Origin of the sequence: Caballeronia sp. LZ028 (genome assembly GCF_031451415.1) — a bacterium.
Lineage (GTDB): Bacteria > Pseudomonadota > Gammaproteobacteria > Burkholderiales > Burkholderiaceae > Caballeronia > Caballeronia zhejiangensis.
The window spans coordinates 2,138,292-2,157,221 of sequence record NZ_JARUXN010000001.1; the positions used below are offsets into that span (position 1 = coordinate 2,138,292).

Here is an 18,930-nt window from a genome sequence, read left to right on the forward strand (position 1 = left end):
GAGGAACGAACGATGGAAAACATGCGATACGAATATCCGGCCAAACGGCCCGTCACGCGCCGCGCGCACGTGGGCGTCGTCGGCTCGGGCGATCTCGAAGTGCTGCTTTCGCCGTCACAAAGTGCGAACGCGGAAGTGGTGATCCGCACGAGCGTCGATGGCTACGGCCATGTCTGGAAAAGCGTGCTCGACCGCTTCTTCCAGCGCTACGACGGCGCGGCGAAAATCGAACTGAACGATTTCGGCGCGACGCCCGGCGTCGTCATGCTGCGACTCAACGAAGCCGTCGAAGCAAGCGAAAGCGAAGGAGACACGCCATGAACGCGCACGACACGTTTCTCGCGCGGCACAGCTTCATCGAAATGACGGCGCGCGAACGCGCGCACGCGCTGCTCGACCAGGGCACGTTCCGCGAACTGCTCGGCCCGTTCGACCGCATCGAATCGCCGTGGCTCGCGATGCAGAACATCGTCTGCCAGGCGGATGACGGCGCGGTCATCGCACGCGGCATGCTCGGCGGCGAACCGGCGGTGATCGCCGCGATCGAGCCGGCGTTTCAGGGCGGTAGCATCGGCGAAGTATCCGGCGCGAAGATCGCCGCCGCGCTCGAAATGGCCTTGAGCGAATTCGAAGCCGGGCGCGCGATCCGTCCCGTCGTGCTGTTCGAAACCGGCGGCGTGCGTCTGCAGGAAGCGAATCTCGGGCTCGCGGCCATCGCCGAAATTCAGGCGGCGATCGTCGCGCTGCGGGCTCATGTGCCTGTCGTCGGGGTGATCGGCGGGATGGTCGGCTGCTTCGGCGGCATGTCGCTCGCGGCCGCGCTCTGTACCGAGCTGGTGATGACGCGGCAGGCGCGCCTCGGCATGAACGGGCCGGAGGTGATCGAGCAGGAAGCGGGCATCGAGGAACTCGATTCGGGCGACCGGCGCCTCATCTGGTCGATGATCGGCGGCGAGGAACGCGTCGCGGTCGGTCTTGCGGACACGCTCGTCGAAGACGATACCGAGCAGGTGCGCGACGCCGTGCTCGCGGCGTTCAGGCGCGGCGTGCCGCCGCGGCATCGCACGGAGAACGTGGATGGCTTCATCGCGCGGCTCGCCGACGTCAACCCCGACGCCATCGATCCCGACACCTTGCGCAAACTGTGGGGCGCATCATGACCGACACACTTTCCCGCGGCGAGCGCTGGCTCGACGCGCTGACTTCTGCGTCGACGCAATCGGAGCGCGGGCCGATCCGCGTGCGCGAAGGCGCTCTCGATGGCGAACGCGCGAGCTTCTTTGCCGTCGTGCCCGATCCGCAGAACCGCTTCCCGCGCGCGACCGATAACGTCGTCGGCCTCGAACAGGGCTGGCTGCTCGCACGCGCCGTGCGCGAAACGATCGACGCCGATCGCGATGCCGGGGTGAAGCGCGCCATCGTCGCCGTCGTCGATGTGAAGAGCCAGGCGTACGGACGTCGCGAAGAACTGCTCGGCATTCATCTCGCGTGCGCCGCCGCCGTCGATGCCTACGCGAGCGCGCGGCTCGCGGGCCATCCGGTGATCGCGCTGATCGTCGGACCGGCGATGTCGGGCGCGTATCTCGCGCACGGCTATCAGGCGAATCGCATCGTCGCGCTCGACGCGCCCGGCACGGCCGTCCACGCGATGGGCAAGGAAGCTGCGGCGCGCGTTACGCGGCGCAGCGTCGAAAGCCTCGACGCGCTCGGCGACGCGGTCCTGCCGATGTCGTACAAGATGAGCGCCTACGCGAAGCTCGGCTTGCTGCACGAACTGATCGAAGGCGTCGACGCCGACGCGCCCTCTTCCGCCGACATCGAGCGCGTGAAGGCATCGCTCGCGGCGGCGGTGAAGGATGCGCGCAACGGTCCGCGCGATCTGTCGAACCGGCTCGCTTCCGCCGATGCGAAACGCACGCGCGCCGCATCGATCGAGGTGCGCAGGCGCATGCGCGAGCAGTGGAGCGTTTGATGGACCGCGTGATGGAGCGCGCGCCGCGTCCGCACGATTTGCTGCGGATCGCGCCCGGGACGGCCGCCTTTGACAACGCGCCGGCGTGGGTCGCCGCGTCGCTCGCGCGCGCGCCGTTCGTCGTCGTGCGGCGCGCACCGCGCATCGGCGCTGCGATTCCCGTCGGCGTGCGCGGAATGGCGCGCGGCGAACGCTTCGGCGCGTGGATCGAGACGCGTCACATCGACGCGATGCTCACGCCCGAAGCGCTGCGCACGCGCGAGCCCGATCCGGCGCGTCGCGACCTGCCCGCGTTCGCGTTGTTGCGCGCGGTCGCGCCGATCATCGACGGATGCGGTCTCGAATGGGGCCCGGCCGGCAGCGCGGGCTTCGAGCTCGCGTGCGCGATGCCGGCGATCACGCGCGACAGCGACCTCGATATCGTCGTGCGCGCGCCGACGCCCTTGCCCCGCGAAGACGCATCGGCGCTCTTCGATGCGCTCTCGCAAGCGGCGCAGAAGGAAGACACGCGCATCGACGTGCAGATCGAAACATGCGACGCGGCTTTCTCGCTCGCGGAGTTCGCGCGCGTCGGACTACGCGTCATGCTGCGGCACGCCGACGGCCCGCGCCTCGTCGCGAATCCGTGGGCAGCGGCATGATCGCCTATCTCTTTCCCGGACAGGGCGCGCAAGCGCCGGGCTTTCTGCATCGGCTCGGCGGCGGCGAGCCGCATCCGGCGATCGTCCGCACGCTCGACGAAGCATCCGATGTGCTCGGCGCGGACGTCCGCGATCTCGACAGCGCCGACGCGCTCAAATCGACCGTCGCCGTGCAGATTTCGCTCGTCGTCGCGGGCGTGGCCGCGGCGCGCGCGCTCGCGGAGGAAGGCGTCGAGCCGGAAGCCGTCGCGGGCTTGTCGGTCGGGGCGTTCGGCGCGGCGGTCGTGTGCGGCGCGATTCGCTTCGACGATGCGCTCGAACTGGTGCGCCTGCGCGCCAGGCTGATGGAAGACGCGTATCCGAGCGGCTACGGCATGCTCGCCGTGCTCGGGCTCAACGAAAGGGAGATCGCCCGCGCGATCGCCGATTGCGGCGCCGACGCCTACATCGGCAATCTGAACGCGCCGCGTCAAATCGTCCTTTCGGGCAGCGACGCCGCGCTCGCGCAAGTCCGCGACATCGCCCTGTCGCGCGGCGCGCGGCGCGCCGAACGGCTGTGCGTGAGCGTGCCCTCGCATTGCGTGCTGCTGGAAAGCGCCGCGCAACGGCTCGGCGAAGCGGCGAGCAAGGTGCGGATCGAGGCGCCGCGCATCGCCTACATCGGCAATCGCGGCGCGCGCGTGCTGCGTCGCGCCGACGCCATTCGCGAAGACCTCGCCGCCAATCTGCGCTATCCGGTGCGCTGGCACGAATCGACGATCGCGCTCGCCGAACTCGGCGCGAAGGTGTTCGTCGAGATGCCGCCGGGACAGACGCTCACGCAGCTTGCCGCCGAAGCCTTGCCGGACGCGGCTTCGATCGCGATGGACACCGCACCCGCCGCATCCGTCGCCGCACGCGTGCGCGCCGCCTGCAGGCGCGCGACCGATTGATTCGCGTTCCGTGCGCGACTGATGCACGGTTTCCGCTGGCGTTTTCATCTTTTTTGCCGACAAAATCGGAATTTTCGAATAGCTTACGAATCGACTGTCATTAGCATTTCGCTGCGTTCGCGCAATCTGCGCAGAACGACGATCACAACAACATTCGAAAGGTAAAACTATGACGATCTTCCGCATCGCGCTGGCGGCCTCCGCTGTGTTCACACTTGCGTCGTGCAGCAGCATGAGCAGCATGGATCCGAACCAATTGATGCAATCCGGGCAAATGGCGACTCAGGCGCTGTCGCTGAGCGACTCCGATGTCCGCACGCTGTCCGACAAGTCCTGTGCCGAACTCGACAAGGAAAACAAAGTCGCGGCGGCCAACAGCCCGTACACCCAGCGCCTGAACAAGATCTCGAAGCAGCTCGGCGACAACATCAACGGCGTGCCGGTCAATTACAAGGTCTATCTGACGAAGGACGTCAACGCGTGGGCGATGGCGAACGGCTGCGTGCGCGTCTACAGCGGCCTCATGGACCTGATGAACGATGACGAAGTGCGCGGTGTCGTCGGGCACGAAATGGGGCACGTCGCGCTCGGCCATACGAAGAAAGCGATGCAGGTGGCGTACGCGACGTCGGCGGCGCGCACGGTGGCTTCGGCGGCGGGCGGTATGGTCGGAAGCCTGTCGGCGTCGCAGCTCGGCGATCTGTCGGAAAAATTCGTCAACGCGCAGTTCTCGCAAACGCAGGAATCGGCCGCTGACGATTACTCCTTCGATACGCAGAAGAAGAAGGGCTACGACCCGAAAGGACTGGTCACGGCGTTCCAGAAGCTCGCGACCATCGATGGCGGCAAGTCGAGCATGCTGAGTTCGCATCCGTCGTCGCCGGCGCGCGCGAAGCATATCGAGGACCGGATCGCGTCAGGGAAGTAAGGATGTGACTGAGCGCGAGCGGCGACGCTCGCGTTCTCTTCGGCGACGATTCAGAAGGATGACGAAGCGATGCACTTCGTCGCAATGCACTTCGTCGCAATGCACTTCGTCGCAATGCACTTCGTCGCAATGCACTTCGCCGACTAACGCGGCAAAAAGAAAAAGCCCCGCAAGTTTTTAACCTTGCGGGGCCTTTCTACGACAACTGGCGGAGACGGCCATAACAGATTCCATAGAATTCCCTCAAGTTCTAATTTCAGTCTATTTAATCAATAAGTTACGCTCTGTTTTTTGTCCGGCTAAGTCTATAATGTTCCGGCACTATCCGGCATTCGCCGATGGGCCGAATGATGGGCTCAAAATGGGTATCTGGACAGTGCCCGCTGAACGGATGAAAGCGAAGGAAGCACATCGCGTCGCGCTCTCGACGCCCGCGCTGGCGCTTGTCAAGCGGCTGAAAGAACAAGAGCTACATGAGACGCTTGTCTTTCCGTCCCCACACGGAAAGGTTCTGAGCGATATGGTTCTCACGTCATTCCTGCGGCGCGTGGAAGCGAAGAGTGATACACCCGGACGCATTGCTACAGCGCACGGATTTCGTAGCAGCTTTCGCGATTGGTCGAGCGAGCACGGCTACGCCCGTGACCTTGCGGAGCGTGCCCTCGCGCATACCGTAGCGAACAAAGTTGAAGCGGCGTATCACCGTACTGACCTACTCGAGCAGCGCCGCCCATTGATGGAAGCATGGGCGCGGCATATCTTCGGCAATTGAGTGTGTCAAGGAATGGCCCGCCGAGTTCAGCGGGCCGTACACTTCGCTAACGACTCGATGCCTTGGAGATTTTTTTGAATTTCTCCCCTAACACCCATCCCTTGCCTGAACTGCACTCAACTTTCGTGTACATATCGATCTTTCCTGCCACATCTATTCCCGGCTGGCATGTGTCCATCGGTTGCAGGAAAAATACCAACCTTCCCTCCGGACTGTCATATACAGGTATCTTCTCTTCTGCAATCCAAGTCTCGTTTTGGTGGTCGGAACAACCAACTACCAGGAATGCCGCGCAGAGTAGCAGGCTACTTTTTCGGATAAACATTTTGCCCAACAAGCCTATTAGAGTGTTTCAGCCCTACCATGAGATCAGCCGGCGATATAGTATCCATGAACGCGAATCTCGGATCGTGCGCCTGAATCCCCGCAGCTTCCAACACTTCCGCGACATTGGATGAACAGCTATTATCCGTTACCGAGTATGTCTTATTCTCCGCCATCCTTCGCTTGATCTCCGACAGCATCTTTTGTTTTTCCGACGCCGTTATCCGAAGAACATATCCCCATGAATCTCTTCGCATTGATACCTGTTGCCGATACAGATAATGCTCTTTTGTGTCTTGATCCCAACCGGGGTGCGCTCGCCCGTACTCAATTCCATCAATAACCATAGCGGAATGACCAAACTGAGAACCCATCGAAATAGCTCGGGAGTCGCTGATAATTATCTCTACCGTGTCAGTCTGGACGTGAACCTGCTTCGGAGTGGAATCTTTTGTCAAGGTTGTCGTCTTGGTTGCAACCTTAGTTAATGTCTTTCCGTTAGGCGACTTTACTTGATCCATGCTCTCTCTGCCTCAGATGTATATGTGAATAGATTCGGCGTTAGCTGTACATGAAAGTAAATGCGTTCGCCCATTTTCGTCCGTCACACCATGTTCAATCTCTCCGCCAGTGCGTTCGATCGCGTATTCGAAGTTTGCTAACGGCTCTCCCGTTTTTCTGTCCAATAACTGGAATCGTTCGTCAAAGCTCGGAAACGGGGCACTGCTAAATGCTGTTGAACCGCCGCCAGTCGTTGAGCGAGTGCCTTCGCCTTTCCCGTCCCTTATCAAGAACTCGGAATGCCCCGAAAGCACGCGATTTTGCCCACACGGACAGAGCACTCGATCCAGATGCTTGACGAGTGGCAAGCCTTCATCAAGGATCGTATCGGCAGTGCCTAATATCGGAAATCCGCCTTCACAGTTGCCACAGGTTGCAATGTCGTTGCGACGGGAGAGCGTTTGTCCGTTCTCCGCGAAGAACGACGAGGAACCGCCTAGAACTCGGCCTCGCGTGGTCGTCCAATCGCCTTTTCCAACCAATCTGTCAGTCATGCAGTCACCGCCGTTCTATGGATGACGAAGATTGTTGATTCGTTATGCTTGCTTTTTAACATCCAATTTAACTCCTATATGAAACGCTCACCGAATCGGTGATTAGTCAGCATACGAGAGCACCGACGACACGCAACCGGCCACAGACATAGGCACGCCAAATTCAACGAATTTTGACCGCATCGTACAATCTGCGATGCGGGGTTTTGTCGTATTCTGCGAAGTCTGGCGCGTGGTTGCGCCAGAAGCGGGCTTGGCGGCCTGTTGCGATAAGAACCCGTAGCGCCTGTGCAATGCAGGCGTTCCGCTAGCGCGCGCCCGTTCGCGCGGCGCGTCGCTCCTGTTCGTCCATGGGTGGGACTTTGACAGGAACCCGCAAGGGTTGCCGGTTTGGTTCTATCGCCCGGTCCGCCAACCTGTCACTGTTCCCGCCCGCCCCAACTTGGGGCGGCTCCGGGGCTTTACACAGGAGCGATACATGGACAAACGGACCACAGTAAAACGAGAGTTCCTTTCGGCAACTGGCTCACTAAAGATTTCCTGTTCATTGGGTCAAGTCTTCGTCAGCATCGATCGCGCACGGAGTACGATCGCCCACTACAAGGAATTCCTCATCACACAGCAAGCGGCGCAACTCGCGCCAATTGAAGCAACTCTCGTTGACACGCTTAACTCGATACGAGGCGCTCGGAGCGCGTTCCGGGCCTTCGAAGCGGACTCTGATTCGTTGGACGATGCCGAAGAGCTAGCGGTTGAAACCCGCGATAACATGCCGCTCGATTCCTGACTGGATTCGCCCGCGCGAGCGCGCGGAATCGTGTGTAACGATTCCGCAATTTGTAGCCACGCAAGACTGGCGGCCCACCTGTTTCGCATCGCGTGGGTGCTTCAAAGATTCGGGCCTCTCATGGCTGACCCGTTACCCAGAACCCCGTATTTTCCCCGTTCTTACGGCGTCTCCCATCACTTCCACGGGCGATGTGACCCCGCTCATTCATCCTGTTCCAGACGCGCCCGACACTCGCGCAGGAACCCATTCAGGCGACGCACCTCGTCTCGCCATTGCGCCGAACGCGTTCCGTGTACGCGCGCGTTGCGAGAAGCGACCTGCTTCCCCGATTCACTGCGCGGGCCCGTCGAGCTTTCCCACGGCTGCCAGCGCCGAATGGCTTCGGCTTGCTGGGCTCGCTGCTCCGCCGTCCATCGTCTGCTCATCGCATACGTCCGTTAATAGTTCGTTCGTCGTCTCGCCACTTTTCCCGCGCGCGCGAGCCTCGCGCGGCGCGTCGCCGCTCGCGACGTTGTTCACCTGCTGCGGCCCGTCGGCATATTCGCCTGCTTCACGAACGCCATCGGGCGCGGGTTCTTGATTTCGGCCAGCGCTTCGACTGTCGCGCGGCACTGCGCCTGTGCCTTGAGCGCTAGACGGCCATAAACGTCTGCTGCCCCATGTACTCGCCTACGTTCACAGCCGCGCGCCGCAAGAGTGCGTTGAACATCGGGTCAAGCGTGTTGGCCTGCGTGGTAAGCATTCGCTCCACCGCCGACAAGTCACCGCCCGTCGCCGCCCGTCACCGCCTCCGATTCTGCACGTAGTTGCGCCGCATAGGACGAAAAATCCGCAGCATCGCCAAATATCAAGTTTGTCCAAGGCAGCGCACCACCCGCGCCGCGCAGTACCGGACTCGTTGCGACCTTCGCACCGTAAGCCGGAGGTTCGCCATCCTTCGCACCCGTACCCGCGTCCTTTGTGCGCGCCTTCTTGCTTACCTTGATTGTCATCGCGTCATCTCCGCTAGTCCGCTTTGCTGCGCCGGTCGTCCAGACCTTCGCCGCGCCAAGTGCGCGCCGCCAGCACTTCGTGCGCGGCTGCCTGCGCGCGTTGTTCCCGCAGCCGTGCATTGAAGTGCGCACGATCGTTCAACAGGTTCGCCACCGACCCGATCATCGCCAGCAACAGAACCTCCACCGCGTGCGAGCGCGGCCAGCCTTCGCGCGCCGCCAGTTCGTCAATCGCCGCGCGCAGTTCGGTGCGCATCCGAGGAACCGCATCTGACCTCAGATAGGGTCCCCACGGCAAGAACGGACCGTCCGCGACCGGTACGCCATCGCAGACCAACGTCGCATCGGCGGAAAATTTTGGGTTTTGCTTAAAACTCGGAGTTACGCGGGTTACATGGGATACGCTTCCCGCTGCGCCTTGACTGGCGGGCGTTTGCGCGTAACCCGTTTTTGCGGGATGCGTAACCCCGTAACCCGTCACGGGGTTACGCTCGGCGGGCGCCGTTACCTCGTCGGGGTTACAGGCTAACGGTGCCGACGAAAACGGGTTACGCGCGCACCCTTGTGGCGGAGGACTCGGCGCGTTCTGTAACCGCGTAACCCTTGTAACCCCATCTTTTGTACCAGTGGCGAAACTTCGTGGAATGGTCATGCTTCGCCCCACACGCCAGAAGTCAGTACGTACACCTTCGTCGGTCCTTTCGTACCGATGCACTCGGCCCGTTGCGAGCGCCCATCGCTTGCCGGTTGAGCCAGCCCGCCTCAATCAATGCCTTCGAGACGGCTCTCGGTTCGTAGCCCGCGCTGAGTTCGCGCTTGTACACCTCGGGCAGAACGAGATATTCGACGCCGCCATTGCCCTCGCTGCGACGGAAGCCCGCCCGGTTGATCGTGCGACGGTCGTCCACCGCGCCCAGATCGGAGAAGCGGCTTTCCTCGTGTAGCTCAATGAACGCTTTCACTTGCGACAGGATGGCGGCGCGCTCCTGATTCCCTGCGCTCCCGCGCGCATCAAGCCATTCGGCGAAGCAGCGCGTCGCCGCCTCGAATGCCGCACCTTCGGGCCAGCCGGTCACGCCATTCGCCGTGGCTTATTCGCCCGCCAGCCCGATCAATGCGAAGCGCTGGCAGACACCCTGCGCCTGCCCTCCTGCGTTCGCCGGTAGGTGACCCGTCACGAATGCGCGAATCTCGTCATGCAGCCATTGATTCAGCACCGCTAAATCGACAGTCGCGGCTTCGAGAAATGCGGTTGCCGCGCTGCCGTAGTAGGTCGCCGCGTTCTCGGTCAGCAGCGACGACAGCGCGCCGCCGTTCTCGCATTCGTGCGGATGATCGAACAGGCCATGCTCCGCGCCCGCATCGGCGGGAACGTCCACCAGCCTGACTTCCTGCCCCGCCTTGATTCTCTTGCCGCCGTCGCGCATGTGTTGCGCAAGTCCGATTTCGCCCGCCGACAGGAACAGCAGCCGCCACGCTTGGCGCGGGCGCGCGGTTCCCGTGCGGGCGGCGCGCGCCTTGCCGCTGCCGTTCGCGAGCATGTAGGCGATTTCGCCCGCTTCGCGGGGATCGACTTGCGCGAGTTCGTCCAGCACCAGCAGCGCATCGTTATGCAGAGCGGCGAGCGCTTCCAGCCCGTTCGCCGTCGCGCGCCAGCGTTGCAGATACCCCGCGCCGCCGAACACCGACGACGCGACATGTAGCGCGGTCGTCTTCCCCGTGCTGGATGGCCCGACGAGATTCAGCCCTCCCGATTCCTGTCCGGCCGGATGCAGCAGCATCGCAGCGAAGGCCGTCGATACCGCGAGCAGCAGACGCGAATTGCCGACGCAATAACGCGCGACGTTCGCCTGCCAATCCGCGAGCGTTCCCGCGTGCGAATAGTGGCGCTGAAACGTATCCGACTGAAAGAGCACGTGCTCCGACGCTTGGCCGATGGTGCGCTCTGGCAACACGAACACATGCTGATGCCAGCCGGTGCGCGTCACGCAGCGGGCCCGCGCGTCCGGGCGAGCGTTCGTGATGTATTCGAGCAGTTTGTTACGCGGCTTGTATCCGGGCGCAAGGTCCAGCCCTAGCCGCGCGAGTTCGCCACGCACGTCCGCGCCGTCGCCCTTGAACAGTTCCATCGGCATCGCCCAGATATGCGGCGTACCGTCTGCGTCCTTCCATTCGAGCACGCGGCCCCAATTCTCCGAATCGCTATCACGGACCAGCGCAGTGACGTGCAACGGCGCGCACACGCGATGCGGTACGCCGTCGTCGTCCTTGAAGAACACGCCAAGGTGATTCACGGCGAAACCGGGCGGAGGGCGCACGGCGGCGCGCGACGGTTGATCGTTCGCGCGTTCGCTCGTATCGTTCTTTGCGCTCATGGTTTTTTGGCGACGAGCTTCAGAGTACGGCGGCAACCCGCCACGCCAGCGCATCCAGAATTCTGCGCGGGCAGCGTCGAGAGCGTCGGCATCGTCGGGGCGTTCATCGGGTCGCGCCGACACAGTTACCCCTTCGCACGATAGCCAGTCGGGTCAGCGAGAAAGCGCTCAATATCGCCCGCGCGCCAGCCTACCGAACGCCCGCCCTGCGGCCCGAGCGGAATCGGCGCGGGAAACGTTGCTTGGAGCCGCGCATTCGGGCTATCGATCAAGCAATCGACGTTGGCGAACTGTCGGTGTGTCGCGAAGACGGGCGCAGAATAAACGGACGAACACGTTGGTTACGAACGGCGGCACGTCTACGGGCTGGACTTGAAAGAATGGGCCAAGAAGATCGCGCCAAGCGAGCGCCCGGTCTTCCTGTCGATGCATTTCATCGGCAGTCAATCCACACCACAGGGCTGCGGCGACCGGAACGTGATAGACCGAATAGCACGCCTGCACCGTAGCGCAGCTATCGTCTTCCCAAGGTTTGCCCATGCGTTTCTCCCTACGCAAAGACATTACACAAGCCACAGCGAAGACGCGCGGCATCCCCCTATCTGCTCAAAATTTCAGCAGTCTTGACGATGCTATCAGAATGGGAGTTGTCTTATAAGCGCTGATACAGGACGATGTCTTCCGGAGACAGGTAGAGCCATCCAGAACAGTCCGCTGTATCGTTTCGCCAACACATCACGCGTCGATGATCAGGACGACAAACGACCGTAGCCTGCGCTCGCTGATGGGCCATTTGATGGGTCGAAAAAGCAAAAACCCCGTAAGTCCTTGAACTTACGGGGTTTTCGTACCACTACTGGCGGAGACGGAGGGATTCGAACCCTCGATCCAGTTTTTAGCCAGATGCTCCCTTAGCAGGGGAGTGCCTTCGACCTCTCGGCCACGTCTCCCAAACTTTTCGCCGCACCGGGAGTGCAGTGCAACGAGATCGAGATAATAGCGTGTTCGCAGGCCGGGGTCAAATTCACACGACGATTTTTTTCGAAACGGCCAATATGGAATCGCGCGTTCAGCGAACTGCAACGATGTGAAGGCCCGCGAGCCTTCACATCTCCGTCACACGCTTACACGCTTACGCGCGATCCAGCTCGAACGCCTTGTGCAGCGCGCGCACGGCGAGTTCGGTGTACTTCTCGTCGATCAGCACCGAGATCTTGATTTCGGACGTCGAGATCATCTGGATGTTGATGCCCTCTTCCGACAGCGTGCGGAACATCGTGCTCGCAATACCCACGTGCGAGCGCATGCCGACGCCCACCACCGACACCTTCGACACCTTCGGGTCGCCCAGCACGGTTTCGGCCTGGACGTGGCCCTTCACCTGGTTGTTCAGGATTTCGAGCGCGCGCTGATAGTCGCCGCGGCCGACCGTGAACGTGAAGTCGGTCTTGCCGTTCACGCTCTGGTTCTGAATGATCATGTCGATGTCGATGTTCGCATCGGCGACCGGGCCGAGAATCTGATACGCGACGCCCGGCTTGTCAGGCACGCCCATGACCGCGATGCGCGCTTCGTCGCGCTGGAACGCGATGCCAGAAATCACTGCTTTTTCCATGTTCTCGTCTTCTTCAAAAGTAATCAGGGTGCCGGAGTGCATTTCGGCTTCGAGCGGCATCAGCGGGTCGGTCAGGCTGGAGAGCACACGCGTCTTCACCTGATACTTGCCGGCGAATTCCACCGAGCGGATTTGCAGCACTTTCGAGCCGAGGCTCGCCATCTCCAGCATTTCCTCGAAGGTCACGCGGTCCAGCCGGCGCGCTTCTTCCACCACGCGCGGATCGGTCGTGTAGACGCCGTCGACGTCGGTGTAGATCAGGCATTCGTCCGCTTTCATCGCCGCCGCGATCGCAACCGCCGACGTGTCCGAGCCGCCGCGTCCGAGCGTCGCGATATGGCCTTCCGGATCGACGCCCTGAAAGCCCGTGATGACGACGACCTTGCCCGCGTCGAGGTCCTTCAGCACGCGTTCGCCGTCGATTTCGCTGATACGCGCCTTCGTGAACGCGCTGTCCGTCTTGATCGGCACTTGCCAGCCGGCATAACTCACGGCGTCGAGGCCTTCCGCGTGCAGCGCGATGGCCAGCAAGCCCACGCTGACCTGCTCGCCGGTGGAGGCAATCATGTCGAGTTCGCGCGGGTCCGGATCGGCCTTGATGTCTTTCGCGAGACCGAGCAGGCGATTGGTTTCGCCGGACATCGCCGAGGGCACGACGACCATCTTGTGGCCGGCCTTATGCCATTTGGCGACGCGCTTGGCGACGTTCTTGATGCGCTCGACCGAGCCCATCGAAGTGCCGCCGTATTTGTGTACGATGAGTGCCATTGTCGTTCTTGAACTGGAGAGAAAACCGCGCTTCACGCGCTTTGACGCGAGAACGCTCGAGACTCGCGCTCGATCGCTTCAGGGGATGTCGAAGCCGGCTACGATACGCGGGCGCTGCCGCACGCCCTTCGCACGCTCGCGCCATTGATAAGCGACGCGAGCGGATGCGTCGTTGCGGGCGAAATCGAGTCTTTTGAACGCAGATGCCGCGCAAAAACGCGCTTGGGCGAAAACGAGTTACCGTACCCGATCGAGGCTGAAATTACAAGATGAGGCACCGGTGACGGCGATTTTACCGGCTTCGGCGCAACGTTTGCCCAAAGCGCCTCACACGAGCAGCAAATCCGGCCGCCACGAAATGCGCCGCAGCGGTCCGTGCGCGGCGCTCGGCGCGGCCTCGCGGTTCACGCCGACATGCGGCACGAACAGCAGCGCCTCGCCGATGAAAAGCAGCGGCACATCGCGCTTCCAGGCCGGCACGCCGCGCTCCTGAAAGAGGTTCTTGAGCGTGCGGCTCGGCGCTTCGGCCGCGACGCGCATGCGCTCGCCGCCCGCACGCGAACGCGCGACGAGCGGCGCGGCGCGCAACACGCCCTCCCCGACGATATCGTCGGCGGAAGAATCAGCGGGCTCGAACACGAACGAGCCGCGCCATTGCGGCAGACGCCACACCTCTTCGCCCTGCCATAGCAGTTCCGCCGCGACTTTGAGCGCGGCCGCGCCTTCATCGAGATCGGGCGCATCGGCGCTGTCGCCGGCTTCCCAGAACAGCAGATTGCGATACACGCGCAAGCTGTGCCCCGCATGATCGACGCGCAGCGCGTGGCCATCGCGCGCGGCGGCGGCATCGCGCAACTGACGCAACATGTCGGCGATGCGCGCCGTCGATGCCGCCATCAAACCGCGCGAGCGGATCCAGAAACGCATGAGATTGATCGCGCGCTCGTCGTCGAGTGCGAGAAACGCGTCGAGCACGAGCGCGCCCTCTTCGTCGGCGCTCTGAACGTGTCCGAGATCGATGCGCGCAAGCTGATCCAAAAGCCGCTGCGCCGACGCGGCATGCGATGCCGTGCGCGCGAGGGCATCGCGAAAGCCGGGAAAATGCACCGCGAGCATCGGCAGCACGTCATGGCGCAGCGCGTTGCGCGAATAGCGCGTGTCGGCGTTGGATTCGTCGTCGATCCAGCTCAGGTCGCGCTCGTGCGCGTATTGCTCCAGTTGCGCGCGCAGCAGGCGCAGCAGCGGACGCACACGCGGCGCGGCGCCGTCCGCGCGTTGCGGCGCCATCGCCGCGAGGCCCGCGACGCCCGCGCCGCGCAGCAGTTGCAGCAGCACGGTTTCGGCCTGATCGTCGGCATGATGCGCGATGAGCAGCGCCGCCGCGCCATGCTGATCGCAGAGCTCGTCGAGCGCGCGATAACGTGCGTCGCGCGCCGTGGCTTCGAGGCTCTCGCCGCCGGTCCGCGCGACATCGACATGACGCGCGTCATACCGCACGCCGAGCGACGCCGCAAAGCGCTCGCAATGCGCGGCCCACGCGTTGGCGTTCGGACTCAGACCGTGATGAACATGCAGCGCGATCACACGTCGCGCGCCGAAGCAACTCACGGCCGCGTCGAGCAGCACGGTGGAGTCGAGCCCGCCGCTCAATGCGACCGCGAGAAGTGAATCCGGGGAAAGGTCCGCGTCCGAAACCGCCGCGCGCACCGCCTGTAACACGAGGCGGCCGGCCGGGGTTTCGTTATCGGATGTCACGAGAGTTCGTGATGGATGAGATGACGAAGATGACGGGAACGGATTACGCGCCCGGCAGCGATTCCTTGAACTTGCCGTACGCCATCAGCTTTTCGAAGCGGCGCTCGCGCAAGTCGTTGACGCTCATGCCCTGGAACTGACGCAGCGAATCGGCGAGTGCGCGGCGCAGGAGCGCGGCCATGCCCTTCGCGTCGCGATGCGCGCCGCCGAGCGGCTCGTTCACGATCTTGTCGATGAGACCGAGCGCCTTAAGACGATGCGCCGTGAGGCCGAGCGCTTCGGCCGCTTCCGGCGCCTTCGCCGCGCTCTTCCACAGGATCGACGCACAGCCTTCCGGCGAAATGACCGAGTACGTGGAGAACTGCAGCATCATCACGGTATCGGCGACGGCGATCGCCAGCGCGCCGCCCGAGCCGCCTTCACCGATGATCGTCGTGATGATCGGCGTCTTGAGCTCCGCCATCACATAGAGATTGCGGCCGATGGCTTCCGACTGGCCGCGCTCTTCCGCGCCGATGCCCGGGTACGCGCCCGGCGTATCGACGAACGTGAAAATGGGCAAGCTGAACTTCTCGGCGGTACGCATCAGGCGCTCCGCCTTGCGATAGCCTTCCGGACGCGGCATGCCGAAGTTGCGCAGCGCGCGTTCCTTCGTGTCGCGGCCCTTCTGATGGCCGATCACCATGCACGGCTGGCCATTGAAGCGCGCGAAGCCGCCGACGATCGCGAGGTCGTCCGCGAATGCGCGGTCGCCATGCAATTCATGAAAATCGGTGAAAAGCTCGCTGACGTAATCGAGCGTGTACGGACGCTGCGGGTGACGCGCAATCTGCGAAACCTGCCACGGCGACAGGTTTGCGTAGAGATCCTTCGTGAGCTGCTGGCTCTTCTTCGACAGCCGCTCGATTTCTTCCGAAATATCGACAGCGGAATCGTCCTGAACGAAGCGGAGTTCTTCGATCTTCGCTTCGAGTTCAGCGATCGGCTGCTCGAAATCCAGAAACGTGGTCTTCATATGTTCGAGTCCTGGGAACATCGGGCAGCGCGTATTCTAACCGCGTCCGCCCCTCAAAAATTCGCGCGTGAACTATCGATTATAAAGCAACGATAGCGCGCGCTTTTCGCGTGGTTATTTTAGTGATCTGACGGAATCGGATTGAGGCTGCGCCACATGTACCACGTCGCGACCGTGCGCCACGGTTCCCAGTTCGCCGCCACTTCGCGCGCCTCGCTGCGCGTCACCGGCTCGCCGCTGAAGTAGTTGACGCTGATCGCCTGAATCAGGCCGAGATCGTCGAGCGGCAGGACGTCCGGGCGCGACAGATTGAAGATGAGGAACATCTCCGCCGTCCATCGGCCGATGCCGCGAATCTGCGTGAGCTCGGCGATGACGGCTTCGTCGTCCATCGACGTCCATGCGTCGACGTGCAGCGCGCCCGATTCGAAATGCTGCGCGAGATCGAGAATGTACTCGGCCTTGCGTTTGGATAAGCCGCACGCCTGCAGTTTCTCGTGACCGAGCTTGATGAAGTGCGCCGGATGAACCTCGGGACATGCGCCCTTCACCCGTTCCCAGATCGCCTGCGCGGCCTTCACCGAAATCTGCTGGCCGGCAACGGAACGCGCGAGCGTGGAGAACGGATCGCCGAGATTGACGAGATGAATCTCGCCGAACTTCGGAATCAGCTTCTTGAGTATGCGGTCGCGTCGCATCAAATCTGCGCACGCGCGGTCCCAGTAGTCGGGACGAACGGCTTCGCGCGTGAGTCCGCCGATTTGCACGGGCACCGCGGCATCCGATGTGACGACGCGCGACTTGCGCACCACTTCGCCGCGTTCGGCAACGAGCGCCTGAGCGCGCGCGCCATCGCCTGCGATCGCGCGGCCGTTGCCCTTCGCGGGCGACGCTTCGGCTTCTTCCGTGCCCGCTTTCGATGCGCGCGCAGCGCCGTTCAGGCGCGTTGCCGTCTCCGGCTTCGCGGGCTTGAGCGCAACGCTGCGCGCCGGCTTCGCCGTCTTGCCGGCCGCCGCACCTGCGCCATCGATCTTCTGCGTGTTCACTTTCGTTTGTGCGCTGCTCGCGCGCTTCGTTGCGCCCGACGCATCGCTGACAGACGCGGGTCGCTTGACCGGCGTCTTCCTGGCCGTTGCCATCTTGCCTCCTGCCTGGTGAGTCGATCAGAGGGTTCGAAGGGCCGCGCTCAAACGCGGCGCCATTCGGTCGACCCACCCGGTTTGTCTTCAAGCGCAATACCGGCTTCGAGCAATGCAGCGCGAATCCGGTCTGCTTCGGCATAGTTCTTCGCCTGCTTCGCGGCGATGCGCTCGGCGATCTTCGCTTCGATCTCTTGCGGCGAGAGTCCCTCGCTCGAGCCTGCGCCGCTCGCCCGCTGCAGGAACGCACGCGGCTCGCGCTGAAGCAGTCCGAGCACGCCCGCAAGACCCTTGAGCTGACGAGCGAGCGCGGCATCGCGCGTACGATTCACTTCGCTCGCGAGATCGAACAACACCGACACGGCCACCGGCGTGTTGAAGTCGTCGTTCATCGCAGACTGGAAACGCTGCGCGTTCGCCTCGCTCCAGTCAAGTTGCTGATTGTCCGGCTCGACATCCTTCAACGCCGTATATAGGCGCGTCAACGCGTTCTTTGCGTCGTCGATATGCACGTCGCTGTAATTCAGCGGCGACCGATAGTGTGCCCGCGCAATAAAGAAGCGCACGACTTCAGCATCAAATTTTTCAAGAACTTCGCGGATCGTGAAAAAGTTGCCGAGCGACTTCGACATCTTTTCACTGTCGATCTGCACGAAGCCGTTGTGCATCCAGTAGTTCACGAACTGCTTTCCGGTTGCGCCTTCGCTTTGCGCGATCTCGTTCTCGTGATGCGGGAACTGGAGATCCATGCCGCCACCGTGGATGTCGAACTGTTCGCCGAGCAACGTGCAGCCCATCGCGGAACATTCGATGTGCCAGCCGGGACGCCCGCGGCCCCACTTCGAGTTCCAGCCTGTGTCTTCCGGCTCGCCCGCCTTCGATTGCTTCCACAGCACGAAGTCGAGCGGATCTTCCTTGGCGTCGTTGGCCGTGACGCGCTCGCCCGCGCGCAAGTCTTCGATCGACTTGCCGGACAGCTTGCCGTAGTCGGTGAACTTGCGCACCGAGTAATTCACGTCGCCGTCTTTGGCCTGATATGCATAACCGTTGGCGTGCAACGCATCGATCATGCCGAGCATCTGCGGCACGAACTCGGTCGCGCGCGGCTCGATGTCCGCACGCGCGACGCCGAGCGCGTCCATGTCCTCATACATCGCCTCGATGAAACGCTGCGTGAGCGACTTGATCGATTCGTTGTTCTCCACCGCGCGGCGAATGATCTTGTCGTCGATGTCGGTGATGTTGCGGACGTAAGTCACCTTGTAGCCGATCTCGCGCAGCCATCGCTGAACGATGTCGAACACCACGAACATGCGCGCGTGCCCGACGTGACAGTAGTCATACACGGTGATTCCGCAGACATACATGCGTACCTCGCCGGCGCGAAGCGGCGTGAAGGTTTGCTTGTCACGCGCGAGCGTGTTGTAGATGCGCAGCGAGTTCATAGAAGGCGAAGCATGGGCCGGAATCAACCGTGTGCCGGGCAGCGAGCGCCGTGAGCGATACGCGCGGGAGCGAAGAGACCCACACGCGAGCGCGAACACGACGGTCATGCGACCAGGACGGAGACGGCCACGAGTGGCGAAAGACAGTCTGGAGTCGGCGCGAGATGCTCGCCTGGAGATCCAGGCGCAAGACTCGTGCGCGGGACGTGCAGACCTTTTGTTAGAATGGGTCGGAGTATAACACCGGGACTTGAGCCTATGAAATCTCGAAGCGGCCGCGCGGCGGGCATGGCAAGCCGCGCTCCGGGCCGGGCCGAAAGCCTTGCCGGAGACGACGCCGCATCGGGCATTTCCGCTCGTTCTCCAGTGCTCGCACGCCTTCGCGTGCTCGGGCGCTCGCCGTCCCTTTCGC

20 protein-coding genes and 1 tRNA gene are annotated in these 18,930 nt (G+C 62.7%); 8 read left to right on the forward strand and 13 right to left on the reverse strand.

From position 1 onward, the window contains the following. The first annotated feature begins 12 nt into the window (after positions 1-12). From QCE58_RS10105 to QCE58_RS10135, 7 genes are all read left to right on the forward strand, one after another. Entirely contained in the window at positions 13-321 is a 309-nt protein-coding gene (locus QCE58_RS10105) for a malonate decarboxylase subunit delta (RefSeq protein WP_008341815.1), read from the forward strand. Further along, a complete protein-coding gene (locus tag QCE58_RS10110; protein ID WP_250434891.1) occupies positions 318-1,160 on the forward strand; it encodes a biotin-independent malonate decarboxylase subunit beta in 843 nt (280 codons plus the stop codon). Before QCE58_RS10105 ends, QCE58_RS10110 begins: the two co-directional genes overlap by 4 nt. Further along, entirely contained in the window at positions 1,157-1,972 is an 816-nt protein-coding gene (gene mdcE, locus QCE58_RS10115; RefSeq protein WP_033535772.1) for a biotin-independent malonate decarboxylase subunit gamma, read from the forward strand. The genes QCE58_RS10110 and mdcE overlap by 4 nt, the downstream gene beginning before the upstream one ends. Continuing rightward, complete coding sequence (locus QCE58_RS10120; RefSeq protein WP_250521189.1) at positions 1,972-2,613, forward strand: malonate decarboxylase holo-ACP synthase; 642 nt, start codon at positions 1,972-1,974, stop codon at positions 2,611-2,613. Before mdcE ends, QCE58_RS10120 begins: the two co-directional genes overlap by 1 nt. Continuing rightward, on the forward strand, positions 2,610-3,545 hold the full coding sequence (gene mdcH, locus QCE58_RS10125; RefSeq protein WP_250521190.1) for a malonate decarboxylase subunit epsilon: 936 nt from the start codon (positions 2,610-2,612) through the stop codon (positions 3,543-3,545). Before QCE58_RS10120 ends, mdcH begins: the two co-directional genes overlap by 4 nt. Positions 3,546-3,714: 169 nt before the next feature. Next, a complete protein-coding gene (locus QCE58_RS10130) occupies positions 3,715-4,473 on the forward strand; it encodes a M48 family metallopeptidase (protein WP_175982696.1) in 759 nt (252 codons plus the stop codon). Between the two features lie 310 nt (positions 4,474-4,783). Beyond that, on the forward strand, positions 4,784-5,245 hold the full coding sequence (locus tag QCE58_RS10135; protein ID WP_250521191.1) for a site-specific integrase: 462 nt from the start codon (positions 4,784-4,786) through the stop codon (positions 5,243-5,245). Between the two features lie 305 nt (positions 5,246-5,550). Here the strand turns inward: QCE58_RS10135 and QCE58_RS10140 are convergent, their stop codons facing one another. Both QCE58_RS10140 and QCE58_RS10145 read right to left on the reverse strand, forming a co-directional pair. Then, complete coding sequence (locus tag QCE58_RS10140; RefSeq protein ID WP_250496858.1) at positions 5,551-6,090, reverse strand: DUF4105 domain-containing protein; 540 nt, start codon at positions 6,088-6,090, stop codon at positions 5,551-5,553. Between the two features lie 12 nt (positions 6,091-6,102). Continuing rightward, on the reverse strand, positions 6,103-6,624 hold the full coding sequence (locus QCE58_RS10145) for a PAAR domain-containing protein (protein ID WP_250521192.1): 522 nt from the start codon (positions 6,622-6,624) through the stop codon (positions 6,103-6,105). A gap of 478 nt (positions 6,625-7,102) precedes the next feature. Here QCE58_RS10145 and QCE58_RS10150 point away from each other — a divergent pair, with 478 nt between their 5' ends. Then, positions 7,103-7,411, forward strand: coding sequence for a hypothetical protein (locus QCE58_RS10150; protein ID WP_250496860.1), 309 nt, complete (start codon positions 7,103-7,105; stop codon positions 7,409-7,411). Positions 7,412-8,175: 764 nt separating this feature from the next. Here QCE58_RS10150 and QCE58_RS10155 read toward each other — a convergent pair. The 11 genes from QCE58_RS10155 to cysS all read right to left on the reverse strand — a co-directional run bounded on the left by QCE58_RS10155 (position 8,176) and on the right by cysS (position 18,518). Beyond that, positions 8,176-8,406 (reverse strand): hypothetical protein, encoded by a 231-nt coding sequence (locus QCE58_RS10155; protein ID WP_250496862.1) that lies wholly within the window; start codon positions 8,404-8,406, stop codon positions 8,176-8,178. A 13-nt stretch (positions 8,407-8,419) separates the two neighbouring features. After that, positions 8,420-8,662, reverse strand: coding sequence for a hypothetical protein (locus QCE58_RS10160; protein WP_250521193.1), 243 nt, complete (start codon positions 8,660-8,662; stop codon positions 8,420-8,422). A gap of 418 nt (positions 8,663-9,080) precedes the next feature. Continuing rightward, positions 9,081-9,482, reverse strand: coding sequence for a hypothetical protein (locus tag QCE58_RS10165; protein WP_250496864.1), 402 nt, complete (start codon positions 9,480-9,482; stop codon positions 9,081-9,083). Between the two features lie 15 nt (positions 9,483-9,497). After that, entirely contained in the window at positions 9,498-10,781 is a 1,284-nt protein-coding gene (locus tag QCE58_RS10170) for a DUF927 domain-containing protein (RefSeq protein ID WP_250496865.1), read from the reverse strand. 261 nt (positions 10,782-11,042) lie between these two features. Next, complete coding sequence (locus QCE58_RS10175) at positions 11,043-11,321, reverse strand: hypothetical protein (protein WP_250496866.1); 279 nt, start codon at positions 11,319-11,321, stop codon at positions 11,043-11,045. A gap of 317 nt (positions 11,322-11,638) precedes the next feature. Further along, positions 11,639-11,731 (reverse strand) — tRNA-Ser (locus tag QCE58_RS10180). A gap of 182 nt (positions 11,732-11,913) precedes the next feature. Further along, a complete protein-coding gene (locus QCE58_RS10185; RefSeq protein ID WP_175982697.1) occupies positions 11,914-13,164 on the reverse strand; it encodes an aspartate kinase in 1,251 nt (416 codons plus the stop codon). Positions 13,165-13,491: 327 nt separating this feature from the next. Then, positions 13,492-14,919 (reverse strand): tRNA lysidine(34) synthetase TilS, encoded by a 1,428-nt coding sequence (tilS, locus tag QCE58_RS10190; protein WP_250521194.1) that lies wholly within the window; start codon positions 14,917-14,919, stop codon positions 13,492-13,494. A gap of 43 nt (positions 14,920-14,962) precedes the next feature. Next, the gene (locus QCE58_RS10195) at positions 14,963-15,934 is read right to left on the reverse strand and encodes an acetyl-CoA carboxylase carboxyltransferase subunit alpha (RefSeq protein ID WP_008341830.1); all 972 of its coding nucleotides are present in this window, start codon (positions 15,932-15,934) and stop codon (positions 14,963-14,965) included. 119 nt (positions 15,935-16,053) lie between these two features. Further along, on the reverse strand, positions 16,054-17,073 hold the full coding sequence (locus QCE58_RS10200; RefSeq protein ID WP_250521195.1) for an endonuclease III domain-containing protein: 1,020 nt from the start codon (positions 17,071-17,073) through the stop codon (positions 16,054-16,056). A gap of 47 nt (positions 17,074-17,120) precedes the next feature. Then, entirely contained in the window at positions 17,121-18,518 is a 1,398-nt protein-coding gene (cysS, locus tag QCE58_RS10205) for a cysteine--tRNA ligase (RefSeq protein ID WP_244807422.1), read from the reverse strand. Between the last annotated feature and the right edge of the window lie 412 nt (positions 18,519-18,930).

Excerpts from the sequence above, each read along its gene's own strand:
- QCE58_RS10160 (WP_250521193.1), bottom strand. The coding sequence starts at position 8,662 with ATGCGCACCGAACTGCGCGCGGCGATTGACGAACTGGCGGCGCGCGAA.
- QCE58_RS10175 (WP_250496866.1), bottom strand. The coding sequence starts at position 11,321 with ATGGGCAAACCTTGGGAAGACGATAGCTGCGCTACGGTGCAGGCGTGC.
- QCE58_RS10135 (WP_250521191.1), top strand. The coding sequence starts at position 4,784 with ATGTTCCGGCACTATCCGGCATTCGCCGATGGGCCGAATGATGGGCTC.
- QCE58_RS10105 (WP_008341815.1), top strand. The coding sequence starts at position 13 with ATGGAAAACATGCGATACGAATATCCGGCCAAACGGCCCGTCACGCGC.
- QCE58_RS10155 (WP_250496862.1), bottom strand. The coding sequence starts at position 8,406 with ATGACAATCAAGGTAAGCAAGAAGGCGCGCACAAAGGACGCGGGTACG.
- QCE58_RS10130 (WP_175982696.1), top strand. The coding sequence starts at position 3,715 with ATGACGATCTTCCGCATCGCGCTGGCGGCCTCCGCTGTGTTCACACTT.
- QCE58_RS10185 (WP_175982697.1), bottom strand. The coding sequence starts at position 13,164 with ATGGCACTCATCGTACACAAATACGGCGGCACTTCGATGGGCTCGGTC.
- QCE58_RS10200 (WP_250521195.1), bottom strand. The coding sequence starts at position 17,073 with ATGGCAACGGCCAGGAAGACGCCGGTCAAGCGACCCGCGTCTGTCAGC.
- QCE58_RS10140 (WP_250496858.1), bottom strand. The coding sequence starts at position 6,090 with ATGGATCAAGTAAAGTCGCCTAACGGAAAGACATTAACTAAGGTTGCA.
- QCE58_RS10170 (WP_250496865.1), bottom strand. The coding sequence starts at position 10,781 with ATGAGCGCAAAGAACGATACGAGCGAACGCGCGAACGATCAACCGTCG.
- QCE58_RS10145 (WP_250521192.1), bottom strand. The coding sequence starts at position 6,624 with ATGACTGACAGATTGGTTGGAAAAGGCGATTGGACGACCACGCGAGGC.
- QCE58_RS10195 (WP_008341830.1), bottom strand. The coding sequence starts at position 15,934 with ATGAAGACCACGTTTCTGGATTTCGAGCAGCCGATCGCTGAACTCGAA.
- QCE58_RS10150 (WP_250496860.1), top strand. The coding sequence starts at position 7,103 with ATGGACAAACGGACCACAGTAAAACGAGAGTTCCTTTCGGCAACTGGC.
- cysS (WP_244807422.1), bottom strand. The coding sequence starts at position 18,518 with ATGAACTCGCTGCGCATCTACAACACGCTCGCGCGTGACAAGCAAACC.
- mdcE (WP_033535772.1), top strand. The coding sequence starts at position 1,157 with ATGACCGACACACTTTCCCGCGGCGAGCGCTGGCTCGACGCGCTGACT.
- mdcH (WP_250521190.1), top strand. The coding sequence starts at position 2,610 with ATGATCGCCTATCTCTTTCCCGGACAGGGCGCGCAAGCGCCGGGCTTT.
- QCE58_RS10110 (WP_250434891.1), top strand. The coding sequence starts at position 318 with ATGAACGCGCACGACACGTTTCTCGCGCGGCACAGCTTCATCGAAATG.
- QCE58_RS10120 (WP_250521189.1), top strand. The coding sequence starts at position 1,972 with ATGGACCGCGTGATGGAGCGCGCGCCGCGTCCGCACGATTTGCTGCGG.